This window comes from Caballeronia sp. Sq4a, from assembly GCF_023170545.1.
Lineage (GTDB): Bacteria > Pseudomonadota > Gammaproteobacteria > Burkholderiales > Burkholderiaceae > Caballeronia.
Genome location: NZ_CP084250.1, coordinates 1552864 through 1568838, shown reverse-complemented (window position 1 = coordinate 1568838; position 15975 = coordinate 1552864). Strand labels below are relative to the sequence as shown.

Here is a 15975-nt window from a genome sequence, read left to right as displayed (position 1 = left end):
CATGACCGATTTCAGCAGCAAGGACCGAGACCTGCAAACGCGCATCGTCCAGCCGGACGACCGCATCACGCCCGGCTTCGAGTCGTTCTCCGTGCCGGTGGCGCGGGCCTCGACGGTCGTTTTTCCGGATCTCGCGACCATGCGCGCGCTCGTCTGGAGCGACGACTCGAAGTGGCGCTACGGCCTGCACGGCACGCCGACGACGATCGCGCTCGCGCAGCGCCTCGCCGCGATCGAAGGTGGCGAGCATGCGCTCTTGCAGCCGTCCGGCCTCGCGGCGATTTCGAACGTGTACTTCGGCCTCGTCAGAGCGGGCGATCACGTGCTCGTGCCGGACAACGCGTACTCGCCGAATCGCGAGCATGCAGACTGGCTCGCGAGCGACTTCGGCCTCGAAGTGAGCTACTACGATCCGATGATCGGCGCCGGCATCGCCGATTCGATCCGTCCCAACACGAAGCTCATCTGGCTCGAAGCGCCCGGCTCGGTCACGATGGAAGTGCAGGACGTGCCGGCCATCGCCGCGGTCGCGCGGGCGCGCGGCATCGTGACCGCGATCGACAACACGTTCTCGGCGGGACTCGCGTTCAAGCCGTTCGATCACGGCGTCGATATTTCGGTGCAGGCGCTGACGAAGTACCAGTCGGGCGGCAGCGACATTCTGATGGGCGCAACCATCACGCGCGACGTCGAATTGCACAAGAAGCTCAAGCGCGCGCGCATGCGGCTGGGCGTCGGTGTGTCGGCGGACGATGCATCGCTCGTCTTGCGCAGCCTGCCTTCGATGAAACTGCGTTACGAAGCGCACGACCGCTCGGCGCTCGCGCTCGCGCGTTGGCTCAAGACGCGCCCAGAAGTGGCGGCGGTGCTGCATCCCGCGCTCGACGATTGCCCCGGCCATGAGTTTTTCGCACGCGACTTTTCGGGCGGCGCGGGTGGCTTGTTCTCGATCGTGTTCGATGCCCGATACAGCGCCGAACAGGTCGATGCGTTCGTCGAGGCGCTCGAACTATTCTCGATTGGCTGGAGCTGGGGCGGCGCGCATAGCCTCGCGATGCCCTACAACGTGCGCTCGATGCGCACCGCGTCGCAATGGCCGCACGAAGGCGTGCTCGTGCGGCTCTACGTGGGTCTGGAAGACGAAGCGGATTTGCGCGCGGACATCGAATCCGCGTTCGGCAAGGCGTTCGCGTAACGTAACGTGACGTGACGGACGCTGCGCTTGCCTCGTTCAGAAGAGGCGAAGCAGTCCGTCCAGTCCGACGAAGTTGAACGCGACGCTCGCCAACTCCCGCACGACGGGCTTCGCGCGAAACGCCACGGACAGGCCGGCTTCGGCCATCATCTTCAGATCGTTGGAGCCGTCGCCCATTGCAATCGCCCGCTTCGGATCGATGCCGATCTTCTCGCACGTCTCGCGCAGCGTGCGCGCCTTCACGTCGGCATTCACGATTTCACCGATGACCTTGCCGGTCAGCTTGCCATCGACGATTTCGAGCGTGTTCGCGCGCGTGTAGTCGAGCCCGAGACGCGTTTTCAGGCGCTCGGTGAAGAACGTGAATCCGCCGGATACGAGCAGCGTCTTCAGTCCCGCCGCGCGCGCGCCTTCCAGCATGCGCTCCGCCCCCGGCGACAGTCGCAGGCGTTCTTCATAGACGCGTTCGAGCGCCGTGGCGTCGAGGCCCTTTAACAGGGCGACGCGGCGCGTGAGGCTTTCGTTGAAGTCCTTGATCTCGCCGCGCATCGACGCTTCCGTGATGGCGGCGACTTCGGCCTTCAGCCCGCAAAAGTCCGCGATCTCGTCGATGCATTCGATGGTGATCAGCGTCGAGTCCATGTCCATGGCGACGAGACCGAAATCGGAAAGCTGCGCTTGCGGCTCGATGTAGGCGTAGTCGAGCGCCTGCGTTCCGCAATACGCATCGACGTCGGGACGCTGAAGCGGATCGGCATCGACGAGGCGCAACAGCGTGTCGTCGATACGTGAAGCCGTGCGCGAGCGGGCGAGGGCGGCAAGCGGCCGCAAATGCGAATCGGCGATCGGGGCGGGGCTTTGAATGACGAGGTTCATCGGAGCGGGTATGTTTCGAGCGATGGCGCGGGAAGCGGGTATTGTACGGGGCGGGGTCTTGTTTCGACGCCGTGCGGCATCCTTGGCATTTTGCATGCGGCGTAGGGCATGCGGCATGCGGCATGCAAACGCGAACCTCCCTACCGCATGACCGCGGCCGGCTCGACGGTCTCAGTACGGCGGGTGGCCGAACCGCCTCGCGAGCTGTACGCGAGGGGCGCTACGTCGACGCCGTGCGGGCATCCTTGGCATTTTGCATTCGGCATAGCGCGTGAGCCATGCAAAACGCAAGACTTGCTACCGCATCACCGCAGCCGGCTCGACGTGCCAATACCGCGGCTCGCCGAGCCGCTTTGCGAGATGTAGGGCGGGGCGCTACCTCAACGCCGGGCGAGCAGCGTTGGCATCTTGCATGCGGCATAGGGCACGCAGCATGCAAAACACAGAACTCCCTACCGCGCGACCGCAGCCTACTCGACGGTCCCAGTACGGCGCGTGGCCGAACCGCCTGGGGAGATGTACGCGCGAGGGGCGCTACCTCGACGCCGTGCGGGTATTTTTGGCATTTTGCATCCGGCATAGGGCATGCGGCATGCAAATCACAAAACTCGCTACCGCATCACCGCTGCCGGCTCGACGTCCCAATAAGGCGGCTCCCCGAACCGGCCCGCGAGAAACTCGATGAACGCCAGCGTCTTCGGCGGAACGAAGGCGCGACTCGGGTACACCGCCCAGATCGCGACGGTCTGCGCGATCGGATAGTCATCGAGCACCGTGACGAGTTCTCCGCTCGCCAGCAACGGGGCCACGCTCCACGTCGACTTCAGCCCGATACCGATGCCCGCCGCGAGCGCATCGCGGATCACTTCGCCGTTGTCGGTGACGAGCCGGCCGGACACGCGCACATCGATTACGCCCGTCGGCGTGACGAAACTCCAGTCGCGCTGATCGGCGAGAATCACGCATTCGTGCTGCGCAAGATCGGCGGGATGGCGCGGCGTGCCGTGTTTCTCGAGATAGGCAGGCGACGCGCATAGCACGCGCCGGTTGCTCGCGAGCTTGCGCGCGACGAGCGTCGAGTCCTTCAACGCGCCGATGCGTATCGCGAGGTCGATGCCTTCATCCACCAGATCGACGATCTGATCCGTCATGCGCAAGTCCATCGTCACGCTCGGATACTGCGTGAGAAATGCCGGAATCAACGGCGAGATGTGCTGACGGCCGAGCGAAGAGGGCATCGTCACGCGCAGCCGCCCATGCGGCTCCGCGAGCGCCCGGCCGACCGACGCGCGCGCCGCTTCCGCCGCATCCAGCAACTGGCGCGCATGCGCCGCGAAAATCTCGCCTTCCTGCGTGACGCTCACGCGCCGCGTCGTCCGATGCAGCAGCCGCGCGCCCAGCATGCGCTCCAGGCCCGCGATCCGCGCGCTCGCCACGGCCGGCGACAAACCGAACTCCCGCGCGGCCGAGGACAGATTCGAGAGCGCCGCCGCCCGCACGAAAAGGCTTACGTCCAGCAGATCGAGCCGGTCTCGCGCGTGTCCTTCAACCCATGCGTCGCTCGCCATTCGATGGATTTCCCGAAAAATGTTTCCTGCATTATCGCGGTTTTCCGATAGCGTGGCGCGCGATACGATGCAGTCACCGTTTGCATTAAGAATCCAAAGTCACCTCAACAAGGACACGTCATGAAAGCCATCGGTTTGACCCGCTACTTGCCCATTTCGAATCCTGAATCGCTGATCGACATCGAGCTCGACAAGCCCACGCCGACCGGCCGTGATCTGCTCGTCAGAATCGAGGCCATCGCGGTGAATCCGGTCGACACGAAAGTGCGCGCGCCGAAGGACAAGGTCGAAGAAACGCCGCGCGTGCTCGGCTGGGACGCGGCCGGCGTCGTGGAAGCCGTCGGTCCGGACGTCTCGCTCTTCAAAGTGGGCGATGCCGTGTACTACGCCGGCGACATCACGCGGCAAGGCGCGAACAGCGAATTCCATCTGATCGACGAGCGCATCGTCGGCGCGAAGCCGAAGTCGCTCGACTTCACGCACGCGGCCGCGCTTCCGCTCACCACGCTCACGGCATGGGAAGCGTTGTTCGACCGGCTGAAGGTGTCCGCCGAAGGCAAGGACGCGGGCAAGACCGTGCTCATCATCGGCGGCGCGGGCGGTGTCGGCTCGATCGGTATTCAGCTCGCCAAGCAAGTGGCGAAGCTGCACGTGATCGCGACGGCGTCGCGGCCCGAGTCGGCGAAATGGGCGACGGAGCTGGGCGCGGATCGCATCGTCAATCACTTCGAGGACATCCCGGCGCAACTGAAGGACGCCGGCATTCCTCAAGTCGACTATGTGCTCATCTTCAACGACACCGACAAGCATTTCCCCGCCGCTGCCGAAGTCGTGAAGCCGCAGGGCAGCATCTGCACGATCGTCGAGAATGCAGCGCCGCTTCCAGTCGAACTGCTGAAGGCGAAAAGCGCGGCGTTCCACTGGGAATTCATGTTCACGCGGGCGATGTTCCAGACACCCGACATGATCGAGCAGCACAAGCTCTTGTCCGAAGTGGCGCGGCTGATCGACGCAGGCACCATCCGCACGACGCTCGGGAAGAACCTCGGAAAGATCAACGCCGCGAATCTGCGAGAAGCGCATCGCCTTCTGGAAGAAGGGCGCGCGATCGGCAAGCTCGTGATGACGGGTTTCTGAAACGCTTCGGCGCATTCTTTCCGGCATGCGCGGGCTCGGGTTTTCCCCGACGAAGCCCGCGCATCCTCGGCGCTAGACTGACTCCGCCTTAAGCCGATCCGGCGCCCAACGCGCCGGATTGCTCTCGCGCTTATTCAGGAGATGCCGGATGAATCGACTCTCGAACGCAGTGCGCGGCGCGTGTGCAGCCGTGGTCGCCTGCGGGCTGCTTGCGACGGCGCACGCCACGCCCGGCATCCGCGTCTTGTCCGAAGCGCCCAACGACGGGCCGATCAAATACACGGTCAAGATGACGTCGAAGACCTTCGGCAACGAGCAGGAGACGCGCACCATCCGCTCCGGCGAGAGCGACGACTTCACCTGGCAGGCGTCCGCGCCCAAGGGCGCGCAGGCGGTGCCGGACGGGTGCCCGCAGCTTTCGTCGATCCCGCGCAGCGCCGAGGGCGCAGCCGTGCGGCAGGTGCAGATCCGCTTTGCGCCCGTCGTCGCGGAGAACGGTTCGGCTAACATTCAACTCAGCTTTCGCGGCTATGCGCCGAAGGGCACGAGCAAGGTCACGGTCGCGGGCAAGGCGTTGCAGTGTCCCGTCGATTCCCGCGTCAGCCAGATCGTGCGTTTCAGCATGCCGACGTCGACCGGATCGAAGAAGACCGTCACGCTCGATGACGGCACTCAGCTGACCATCACGGCGAGCCGGAAGTAAGCCGCTCGCGCCGCGCCTCAACGCGGCAGATGATCACGCAACTAACGGTCTTTGTCGCCCACCGTCGTCGACAACAGGCGGTCGGCGACGTTGGCATCCTTCCTGCTACCAGAACCGATGCGCATGGCGTCGCGCTCGATCGCGCCGCCGACATGCCAACCGCCAACGCATCGACCGTTCCGTCAGCGAGGTAATCGCGATGCCGCACATGATCTGGAAAGGCGCGATCAGCTTCGGGCTGGTCCACGTGCCTGTGCAACTCTATCCGGCCACGCAGTCGGAGAAGGTCGGCTTCAATCTGCTCGATAAACGGTCGATGGACCCCATCGGCTACAAGCAGATCAACAAGAACACCGGCAAGGACGTCACGCGCGACAACATCGTGCGAGGCTTCGAGTACGAGAAGGGCAAGTACGTCGTGATGACCGACGCCGAAATCCGCGCGGCCAATCCCGAATCGACGCAGACGGTCGATATCCTCTCGTTCGTCGATGCTCCCGAAATCTCGTTCCTCTCGCTCGACACGCCGTATTACCTCACGCCCGACCGCAAGGGCGAGAAGGTCTATGCGCTCCTGCGCGACGCGTTGAAGGATACCGGCAAGGTCGGCATCGCGAGCGTCGTGCTGCACAACAAACAGCATCTCGCCGCGCTGATCCCGGTCGGCCCCGCGCTCGCGCTCAACACGCTGCGCTGGGGCGATGAAGTGCGCGACTTCAGCCAGTTCACGTTCCCTGACGAAGACACCAAGAAGGCCGGCGTCACGGCGAAGGAACTCGACATGGCGAAGCGTCTCATCGACGACATGAGCGACTCGTGGGATCCGACGAAGTATCACGACACCTTCCGCGACGACATCATGGCGCTCGTCGAGAAAAAGGTGAAGGAAGGCAAGGTCGCCGAAGTGATGAAGTTCGAGGAAGGCGGCGAGACAAAGGCGAGCGCAGACATTCTCGACCTGTCCGAACTGCTCAAGCGCAGCCTGAAGAAAGGCGGCGCGACGAAGCGCGGCGGCAGTTCCGCCAGTGCCGACGACGGCGGCGACGACGCGGGCAAGGACGCCAGCGAGGAACCCGCGCGCCCGGCGCGCAAGACGGCGCGTCGCAAGCGCGCTTAGCGCGAGATAAGCGCCATCGGACGACACAAGGACTCCACGACGATGACGGGCAAGCTCGAAACCTATCAGCGGATGCGGCGTTTCAACGAAACGCCCGAGCCTTCGGGCGAAAAGACCGCCGCGCGCAAAACGGCGCGCCGCAAGAAGGCGCCCGCGCAGGCGCTTTCTTTCGTGATTCAGGAACACGACGCGCGGCGCTTGCACTATGACTTCCGGCTCGAACTCGACGGCACGCTGAAATCCTGGGCCGTGCCCAAAGGGCCGAGCCTCGATCCGTCGGTGAAGCGGCTGGCGGTGCATGTCGAAGATCACCCGATCGACTACGGCTCGTTCGAAGGCGCCATTCCCGAGGGCAATTACGGCGCGGGCAGCGTCATCGTGTGGGATCGCGGAACGTGGGCGCCGCAGACCGGCACCGCCGAAGACGCCGCCCGCGAGTACGAAAAGGGCAAGCTCAAGTTCACGCTCGACGGCGAGAAGCTGCACGGCGGCTGGACGCTCGTGCGCAGTCACATGCGCGGCAGTGGCGACAAGGAACAGTGGTTCCTCATCAAGGAACGCGACGAGGATGCGCGGCCCGAATCCGAATATGACGTACTTCTGAAGAAACCAGGCAGCGTGCTGTCCGACTCGCTCGGCGCGCGGCTCGAAAACGGCGAACTGCGCGATCGCAACGAGCGCAAGGCGAAGCCGGCGGCGCGAAGAACAGTGCCGCGCGCACCGAGCGACGCATCGAACGGGCACGCGCATCCGGATATCGTCGCGACGCGCAACAGCGAATCGCTGCGGGCGCTGTCGCACGATCCGGCCATCGAAGGCGCCGAAAAAGCGAAGCTCCCCGCGCTTCTGAAGCCACAACTCGCCACGCTCGTCGATGCCGCGCCGCCCAGCGACGAGTGGTCCTACGAGATCAAGTTCGACGGTTATCGCGTGCTCGCGCGCATCGAGCGGACGAAGGGCAAGAGCGATATCCGCATCTTCACGCGCAACGGCAACGACTGGACGGCCAAGTTTCCGAAGCAGGTGAAGGCGCTGGAGAAGCTCGATATCGACAGCGGCTGGCTCGACGGCGAAGCGGTCGTGCTCGACGACCGCGGCTTGCCGGACTTTCAGGCGCTGCAGAACGCGTTCGATGTCGGGCGTCCGCAGGGCATCGTCGTGTACTTCTTCGACCTCGCGTTTCTGAACGGCTACGACCTGCGCAACGTGCCGCTCGTGCAGCGCCGCGCGCTCTTGAAAGCGATCGTCGAACCGGTCGACGACACCGCCTTGCGCTATTCCGAAGACTTCGCCTTCAGCGCCGACGACCTGCTCAAGAGCGCGTGCGACATGGCGCTCGAAGGGATCATCGGCAAGCGAATCGACTCGACGTATGTCTCCGGGCGCAGCAACTCGTGGATCAAGCTCAAGTGCCGGCGCCGACAGGAGTTCGTCGTCGCCGGTTATTCCGAGCCGTCCGGCAGCCGCGGAGCGTTCGGCGCGCTTCTGCTCGGCGTGTACGACGCGAAGGGCAAGCTGCAATACGCGGGGCGCGTGGGTACCGGCTTCGATCACGCGATGCTCGTCGCGGTCAAGAAGGAACTCGACAAGCGCGCGACGGATCGCATGCCGTTCGAGAAGGAGCCGCAGGAACGCAGCCGCACGCCGGTGCATTGGGTGAAGCCCGAACTCGTGGCCGAGTGCAATTTCGCGGAATGGACCAAGGAGCGCATCGTGCGACAAGCATCGTTCGTCAGTCTGCGCGACGATAAACCGGCGCGGCAGATCGTGAAGGAAGAGCCGGCATCGGCCGAAAAGGTCGAGGCTGAGCAAGAAGAGACAGTGACGCCCAAGGCGCGAAAGACGGCTGCTAAGACTGCGAAAAAGACAGCGGCCAAAACAGCCGCCAAGACAGCCGCCAAAACGGCCTCGAAGTCCCGCGCGAACGCGACCGAAATCGAAGGCGTGAAGATCAGCCATCCGGACCGCGTGATCGACAAGTCGACGGGCCTGAGAAAGATCGATGTGGTCGAATACTACGCGTCGATTGCCGAATGGATGCTGCCGCACTTGCAGGACCGGCCGGTGTCGCTCGTGCGCGCGCCCGACGATATCGGCGGCGAACTGTTCTTCCAGAAGCACAGCGCGCGGCTCGCTATTCCGCACATCACGCAGCATCCGGACGTCGATCCCGGACATCCGCCGCTTCTGACGGTGGAATCGGCGCAGGCGCTCGTCGGCACCGCGCAGATGGGCACCATCGAACTGCATACGTGGAACTCGGTGGCGTCGAACATCGAGAAGCCGGATCGCATGGTGTTCGATCTCGATCCGGGCGAGGGCGTCGGCTGGGATCGCATGGTGGAAGCGGCGAAGCTGACGCGCGACCTGCTGGAAGAGCTCGGGCTCGCGTCCTTCTGCAAGACGAGCGGCGGCAAGGGACTGCATGTGGTCGTGCCGCTCGCCAAGCAGGCAGGCTGGGACGAAATGAAGGGTTTCTCGCAAGCCGTCGCGCAGTTCATGGCCAAGACGCTGCCGAAATTTTTCTCGGCGAAAATGGGCATGCAGAATCGGCAGGATAAAATTTTCGTCGATTATCTGCGCAACAATCGCGGGTCCAGCACGGTCTGCGCGTTCTCGCTGCGGGCGCGGCCGGGCATGGGCGCGTCGATGCCGATCAGTTGGGACGAACTCGACGACACCACGCGCGGCGACCAGTGGAACATCGGCAATGCGCGCGAGCGGATGGACGCGCTCACCGCCGATCCCTGGGAAGGCTATGCCAAGGCGCGCCAGCGGCTCACGGCGCAGATGAAAAAGCGCCTGGGCATCGACGGCTCGCGCGGGTGATTGATCAAACCGGCATGCAGCGAAGCGCAAACGGAGCGCATCATGAAGCAGGCGAAGGACGAACCCAAAAGCACGCCCGAAGCGCCTCGGGACGACGAGGCCAACGCAACGAGCGACGACCGCGCGAAGCCCCCGCTGCCTCACGAGTCGGATCAGAGCGTGCAGTCGCAAGATGAGGGAACGCCGCGCGATGTAGGCAAGCAGGCGCATGAGGACATCGAACGCGGTCTCGTCGATACGGACCGCAGAAGCAGCGAACCGTGAAGCAGAAAACTGGCTGAAGCGCCGCCGAAGCGGCGATGTCCATGACATCGAAGGGGCGCCTGCGTAGAATGATCGTCTGTCTCGAAAAAAACGGGTAACACAGCCTGTTTTTACCGGACGCCACGCGCAACGCTCCTCCGGCCGGTAAGACCTTCCAGCCAGCTTGCCTTTTGCCGCATATCCGGCGCAACAAGCCACACAACCGAACATGCGACACGACCTTCTGTCCCGCCTGAAGCAAGAAACCGCTGCGTGTCATTCCCGTCTGGAGCATGCGCTCGACCTGATGCGGGACGGCTTGCAGCGCGACGATTACATTGCGCTGCTCGAACGTTTCTATGGCTACGTCGCGCCGTGGGAAGACGCGGTCGGCGCATGCCTGCCTGCGTCGCTGCATGCGTTCTTCGATGAGCGCCGCAAGGCGTCGCTGCTTGCCGCCGATCTCGTCGCGCTCAGTGGCGACCCCACAGCCGCCGAGTCCATCATGATCGCCAACGCACGGAGCTTGCCGCCGATCGACGATCTCGGCAGCGCCTTCGGCTCGCTCTATGTGATGGAAGGCTCGACGCTCGGCGGGCGCTTCATCGCGCCGCACGTGGCCGAGCAACTGGGCCTCGCGCCGGGCGTCGGCAACGCCTACTTCGACGGCTATGGCGCGCGCACGGGCAGCATGTGGAACGCGTTCCGCGAAACCGCCGTCTCGGTCGTCCCGGAAACGGGATACGACGCCGCGGTGAGCGCCGCCATAGGAACGTTCGAGAGTCTGCAGGCGTGGCTGTGCGTGGATGCGCCCGACGCGCGAGCGATTTCGGGAGCCGCCGCATGAGCCATATTCCAGAGGATTCTCTGAACGGAAGGCACGTCGCCGGTCCGCCGGACGCCGAAGCGCGCCGCCTCACGCTCGATTCGGGCGTGGCGAGCAAGGACTGCGAGGCCGAGCCGATTCACATTCCCGGCGGCATTCAACCGCACGGTTATCTGATCGTGCTGGCCGAAGAAGCCGGCGATCAGGCCGGCCCGCGCATCACGCAGGCAAGCGAGAACATCGCGGCGCTGATGGGCGAAAGCGTCGAGGCGCTGCTCGGCAAGCCGCTCGATGCGCTCGTCGGCGAAGACGCCGCGCGGCGCGTTCTGCGCGCCGCATCGACGATGCAGGTGGAGGACTCGCCGCTCTACGTCGGCGCCACGGATAAGCCCGCGCGGCTCGATGTCACGGTTCATCGGCACGACGGCGTGCTGATCGTCGAAATGGAAGCGACCGCCGAGCCCGGCGAAGCGGCGTTCTCGTCGATGTATCCGCTCGTGCGCACGTTCGCCCGCGATCTGCAGGACGCCACCACGGTCGAGGAACTCGCGGCGCTGGCCGTGCGCGAGGTCCGCGCGATCTGCGGTTTCGGCCGCGTGATGCTCTACAGCTTCGACGCCGAAGGCCGCAGCCACGTGCTCGCCGAAGACCGCGACCCGCGCTATCCGTCGTTCCTGCATCAGTTCTTCCCGGCATCCGACATTCCGACTCAGGCGCGCGCCTTGTACCTGCGCAACCGCATCCGCCTCGTGTCGGATGTGAACTACGTGCCCGCGCGCCTCGTCCCGGCAGTCAACCCGGTCACCGGCCGCCCGGTTGATCTGACCTTCGCCACGCTGCGCAGCTTCTCGCCGGTGCATCTGGAGTACATGCGCAACATGGGCACGAACGCGTCGATGTCCGTGTCGATCGTCGTGCGCGGGCAGTTGTGGGGCCTCATCTCGTGCCACGATCAGGACGCGCGCCGCGTGCCGTTCAGCACGCGCGTGGCCGTCGAGCATCTCGGGCACATGCTGTCGCTGCAAATCGAGGCGAAGGAGGAGCGCGAGCAGGGCGAATATCTCGCCGAACTGCGCCGCACGATGGCCCGCCTCATCGCCGCGATGAGCGAGCACGAGAGCTTCGTCGCCGGGTTGCAAGACGTGCCGGGCGATCTGCTCGGCTTCACGCGTTCCGAAGGCGCGGCCATCGTGATGAACGACCAGATCACGCTGATGGGCAAAACGCCCGACGAAGAGACGGTGCGCGCGCTCGCGCTCTGGCTCGCGGAGAACACGTCCGGCGTCTGGTCGACGGATTCGCTCGCGCGCCAGTGGCCGCCGGGGCAGGCGCATCAGGACACGGCGTGCGGCGTGCTCGCCGTGCCCGTGTCGCAGATTTTCCGGAACTATCTGTTGTGGTTCCGGCCCGAGGTCATGCAGACCATCAAGTGGGCCGGCGAGCCCGTGAAGATTCGCGGCGAGGACGGCGCGAGCGCGCCGCGCACGAGCTTCAGCCCCTGGCTCGAAACGGTGCGCGGACATTCGGTGTCGTGGCGCCAGGCCGAACTCGAGGTCGCGAGCGAACTGCGCGGCGCGCTGCTCAACATCGTGCTGCGTCGCGCGGAAGAGCGCGCCGAGATGGCGACCGAACTCGCCCGCGCGAACAAGGAACTCGAAGCCTTCTCCTATTCCGTGTCGCACGACCTGCGCGCGCCGCTGCGCCATATCGCCGGGTACGGAGACCTGCTGCGCGAGCTGGAAGCCGAGCGCATGTCCGACAAGAGCCGCCGCTTCCTCAACAACATGCTGGAATCGGCGCGCTTCGCAGGCACGCTCGTCGACGATCTTCTGACGTTCTCGCAGATGGGCCGCGCCGCGCTGCGCCCCGCGCCGGTCGACCTCGGGCAACTGGTGCGATTCGTCGTGCGCGAGTTCGACTCGGAAACCGTCGGACGGCACATCGAATGGGTGATCGGCGAGCTGCCGCGCGTCACCGGCGACGCCGCTTTCCTGCAACTCGCGGTGCGCAATCTGATCTCGAACGCAGTGAAATATACGCGGACGCGGGAATCGGCGAAAATCGAGATATTCGCGACTCGCAGTGGCGACGAGCACATCATCGGTGTGCGTGACAACGGCGTCGGGTTCGACATGAAGTACGAAGGCAAGCTCTTCGGCGTGTTCCAGCGGCTGCATCGCGCGGAGGAGTTCGAAGGCACGGGAATCGGCCTCGCGAACGTGCGGCGTATCGTCGAGCGGCATGAGGGGCGCACGTGGGCCGAAGGGCGGCTGGGCGAGGGCGCGGTATTCTATTTCTCGTTGCCGGTCGAGTTTCACAGCGTGACGGGCCGGGAGGCCGGCAAGCCGAAGGCCGCATCCGCAACGTCAGTGACAAAATCAAGACCAGACCATGCTTAAACCGATACTGCTCGTCGAAGACAATCCGAACGACCTCGAGCTTACCCTCGTCGCGCTGGACAAGAGCCAGCTCGCCAACGAAGTGATCGTTGCGCGCGACGGTCAGGAAGCCATCGACTATCTCACGTGCGAGGGCCAGTGGAAGGAACGCGCGCCGGGCAATCCTGCCGTCATCCTGCTCGATCTGAAGCTGCCGAAAATCGACGGCCTCGAAGTGCTGGACATGGTGCGGTCGAACGCGGGGCTCAAGAGCATTCCGGTCGTCATGCTGACGTCCTCGCGCGAGGAGCAGGATCTCGTGCGCAGCTACGAGCTCGGCGTGAACGCCTATGTGGTGAAGCCGGTGGAATTCGCGGAATTCGTCGAGGCCATCAGCGATCTCGGCGTCTTCTGGGCCGTGCTCAACGAGCCGCCGCCAGGCTCCACGCGCTTTCGTCGTCCGTCGGCGGGGCAGTGACGGTTGTGCCCATGTTCGCCGTCGTGACTTTCCCAGCGCCCGCGCGCCCGCTTTCGAGCGAGGCCGCCTAGACCATGCAGCCCCTGCATCTGCTTCTCGTCGAAGACAACGCACTCGATGCGGAACTGACGATTGCCCAGCTCGAACGCGCCGACTACATCGTGGACGCGACCATCGTCTACGATTCCGCGAGCTTCAACGCCGCGCTCGACAGCCAGCGTTTCGACGTGATTCTCGCCGACTTCGTGATGCCGACGTTCTCCGGCATCGAGGCGTTGTCCATTGCGAGCGAGCGCACGCCGGACACGCCGTTCATCTTCGTGTCGGGTCTGCTCGGCGAAGAACACGCCGTCGACATGCTCAAGCGCGGCGCGACCGATTACGTGCTGAAACAGCGTCTGCAACGCCTACCCGCGGTGGTGCGCCGCGCGCTGCGCGAAAGCGCGGAACGCGAGCAACGCATCGCGGTGGAGCGGGCGCTGCGCGAAACGGAAACGCATTTTCGCCTGCTGATCGACGCGCTGAAGGATTACGCCGTCATCACGCTCGATCCCGAAGGCCGCATCCGCACGTGGAACGCGGCCTCCGAGCGCATTCTGGGCTTTCCGGCGCAGGACGTGCTCGGGCAGAGCGCGAGCATCTTCTATAGCCAGGAAGACCGCGAAGCCGGCGTGTACGACAACGAGCTGGAAACGGCGCGGCGCGAAGGCAGCGCGAGCGACGATCGCTGGCTGTGGCGCAAGGACGGGCACTCGTTCTTCGCATCCGGCGTGACGACCGCGATCCGCACCGAGCATGACGAGCTGATCGGTTTCTCGAAGATCGTGCGCGACGCGACCGATGCCCACATGGCCGCCGACGCGCTGCGGCTCGCGAAGGATCAGGCGGAATCCGCGAACCGCGCGAAGGACCATTTTCTGGCGGTGCTCTCGCATGAACTGCGCACGCCGCTCACGCCGATTCTCGCGGCTGTGCGGCTGCTCGAAATCAAGCACCCGCTGCCGCCCGACGCGCATCCGACGCTCGATCTCATCCGCCGCAATGTCGAACTGGAGGCGCGGCTGATCGACGATCTGCTCGATCTCACGAGCATCGCGCGCGGCAAGCTGAGCCTGAACTTCGCGAACGTCGCGCTCGATACGCTGCTCACGAGCGCGGTCGACATGTCGGAGGCCGACTTGCGCGCGAAGCAGCTCACGCTCGAAACGCGGTTCGAGGCGGAGCGTTTCGTCGTGCTCGGCGATGCCGCGCGGCTTCAGCAGATCATCTGGAATCTGATGAAGAACGCGGTCAAGTTCACGCCGGCGGGCGGGCGTATCGAAGTGCGCACGTGGAACCCGGACGACCGGACCATTGCGGTGTCCGTGACGGACAGCGGCATCGGCATCAGCGCGGAGGCGTTGCCGCGCATTTTCTCGGCGTTCGAACAGGCCGACGATTCCATCACGCGCTCATTCGGCGGATTGGGCCTCGGTCTTGCCATCGCGAGCACGCTCGCGCAGAAGCACGGCGGCACGCTCTCCGCGCATAGCGACGGCCGCGACATGGGCGCGCGTTTCACGCTGACGCTGCCGCTCGCGCGCGTGCAGCCCACGCACGAAGCCGCGCCACTGCCGGAAGCCGCGCGCCACGAGAAGGGCCGCGCGCTGCGCGTGCTGCTCGTCGAAGACAACGAGCAGACGTCGTCGGCCATGGCGGAAGTGCTGGAGATGCTCGGCCACGATGTCGCGGTCGCCACGACCGTCGCGGCGGCGCTCGAACGCGCAAAGGGCGCGCCGTTCGACTTGCTGGTCAGCGATATCGGCTTGCCGGATGGCAGCGGACTCGATATCGCGCGCGCATGGCGCGAGCTTCAGCCGGACAAGCCTTCGGTCGCCATCACGGGATACGGCATGGACGAGGACATCCGCCGCTGCCGCGAGGCAGGCTTTCGCGATCATCTGACGAAGCCCGTCAACTTTTCGCGGCTGGAAGCGCTGATTCGCTCGATCGCGGAGCAGCTCTCGCAGTAGCGCCCTCGGTGCGCGCACGTCTGCAAAAATTTGCGCCGGATGCTCGGAACGATGTCGATTGGCGGCATGCTTGCACGTCGTAGGACAGAGAGAGCGGGTGAGCCCGCTCGTCCACCACGTTCATTCACGGAGCCACCATGTCGCACAGTCCCGTCAAAGCCATTCCCGAAGGCATGCACTCGCTCACGCCGCACCTCGTCTGCGCGGGCGCGGCCGAAGCCATCGAGTTCTATAAACGCGCGTTCGGCGCCGTCGAGATGGGACGCCTGCCCGGCGACGACGGCAAGCTCATGCACGCGATGGTCAAGATCGGCGATTCCATGCTGATGCTCGTCGACGAGCACCCGGACTTCGGCATGCTCGGCGCGAAGTCGCTGAAGGGCTCGCCCGTCACCATTCATCTGTACGTGGAAGATGTCGACGCCACGGTGAAGCAGGCCGAAGCCGCCGGCGCGCGCGTCACGATGCCCGTCGCCGACATGTTCTGGGGCGACCGCTACGGGCGTCTGGAAGACCCGTTCGGGCATCAGTGGTCGGTCGCCACGCATAAGCGCGATGTGAGTCCCGCCGAGATGCAGCAGGGCAAGTGCGCGCCCCGCGAATGACGTCAGGC

The 15975-nt window shown here is 65.0% G+C and carries 13 protein-coding genes; 11 read left to right on the top strand and 2 right to left on the bottom strand.

The window, feature by feature from the left end:
• Position 1 precedes the first annotated feature (1 nt).
• A complete protein-coding gene (locus tag LDZ24_RS07435; protein WP_248319927.1) occupies positions 2-1195 on the top strand; it encodes a cystathionine beta-lyase in 1194 nt (397 codons plus the stop codon).
• 36 nt (positions 1196-1231) lie between these two features.
• On the opposite strand, the gene serB is transcribed toward LDZ24_RS07435, so the two are convergent.
• Both serB and LDZ24_RS07425 read right to left on the bottom strand, forming a co-directional pair.
• Positions 1232-2071, bottom strand: coding sequence for a phosphoserine phosphatase SerB (gene serB, locus LDZ24_RS07430; RefSeq protein WP_248319926.1), 840 nt, complete (start codon positions 2069-2071; stop codon positions 1232-1234).
• Positions 2072-2682: 611 nt separating this feature from the next.
• Complete coding sequence (locus LDZ24_RS07425; protein WP_248319925.1) at positions 2683-3639, bottom strand: LysR family transcriptional regulator; 957 nt, start codon at positions 3637-3639, stop codon at positions 2683-2685.
• A 120-nt stretch (positions 3640-3759) separates the two neighbouring features.
• On the opposite strand from LDZ24_RS07425, the gene LDZ24_RS07420 reads away from it, so the two are divergent.
• The 10 genes from LDZ24_RS07420 (at position 3760) to LDZ24_RS07375 (ending at position 15967) form a co-directional block, all read left to right on the top strand.
• Positions 3760-4776, top strand: coding sequence for a zinc-binding alcohol dehydrogenase family protein (locus LDZ24_RS07420; protein WP_248319924.1), 1017 nt, complete (start codon positions 3760-3762; stop codon positions 4774-4776).
• A gap of 148 nt (positions 4777-4924) precedes the next feature.
• Positions 4925-5479, top strand: a complete 555-nt coding sequence (locus LDZ24_RS07415) for a DUF6013 family protein (RefSeq protein WP_248319923.1) — start codon at positions 4925-4927, stop codon at positions 5477-5479.
• A gap of 199 nt (positions 5480-5678) precedes the next feature.
• Positions 5679-6596, top strand: a complete 918-nt coding sequence (locus LDZ24_RS07410) for a Ku protein (RefSeq protein WP_248319922.1) — start codon at positions 5679-5681, stop codon at positions 6594-6596.
• A gap of 42 nt (positions 6597-6638) precedes the next feature.
• Entirely contained in the window at positions 6639-9425 is a 2787-nt protein-coding gene (gene ligD, locus LDZ24_RS07405; RefSeq protein ID WP_248319921.1) for a DNA ligase D, read from the top strand.
• A gap of 42 nt (positions 9426-9467) precedes the next feature.
• Entirely contained in the window at positions 9468-9689 is a 222-nt protein-coding gene (locus LDZ24_RS07400; protein ID WP_248319920.1) for a hypothetical protein, read from the top strand.
• A gap of 208 nt (positions 9690-9897) precedes the next feature.
• The gene (locus LDZ24_RS07395) at positions 9898-10515 is read left to right on the top strand and encodes a biliverdin-producing heme oxygenase (protein WP_248319919.1); all 618 of its coding nucleotides are present in this window, start codon (positions 9898-9900) and stop codon (positions 10513-10515) included.
• A complete protein-coding gene (locus tag LDZ24_RS07390; protein ID WP_248319918.1) occupies positions 10512-12893 on the top strand; it encodes an ATP-binding protein in 2382 nt (793 codons plus the stop codon). The genes LDZ24_RS07395 and LDZ24_RS07390 overlap by 4 nt, the downstream gene beginning before the upstream one ends.
• Entirely contained in the window at positions 12886-13350 is a 465-nt protein-coding gene (locus LDZ24_RS07385; protein WP_175940403.1) for a response regulator, read from the top strand. The genes LDZ24_RS07390 and LDZ24_RS07385 overlap by 8 nt, the downstream gene beginning before the upstream one ends.
• Positions 13351-13424: 74 nt before the next feature.
• Positions 13425-15362: a response regulator gene (locus LDZ24_RS07380; RefSeq protein WP_248319917.1), complete on the top strand. Its 1938-nt coding sequence runs from the start codon at positions 13425-13427 to the stop codon at positions 15360-15362.
• Positions 15363-15499: 137 nt separating this feature from the next.
• Positions 15500-15967 carry a VOC family protein gene (locus LDZ24_RS07375; RefSeq protein ID WP_175940401.1) on the top strand — a complete coding sequence of 156 codons (468 nt, stop codon included), beginning with the start codon at positions 15500-15502 and terminating at the stop codon, positions 15965-15967.
• The last annotated feature ends 8 nt before the right edge of the window (positions 15968-15975 follow it).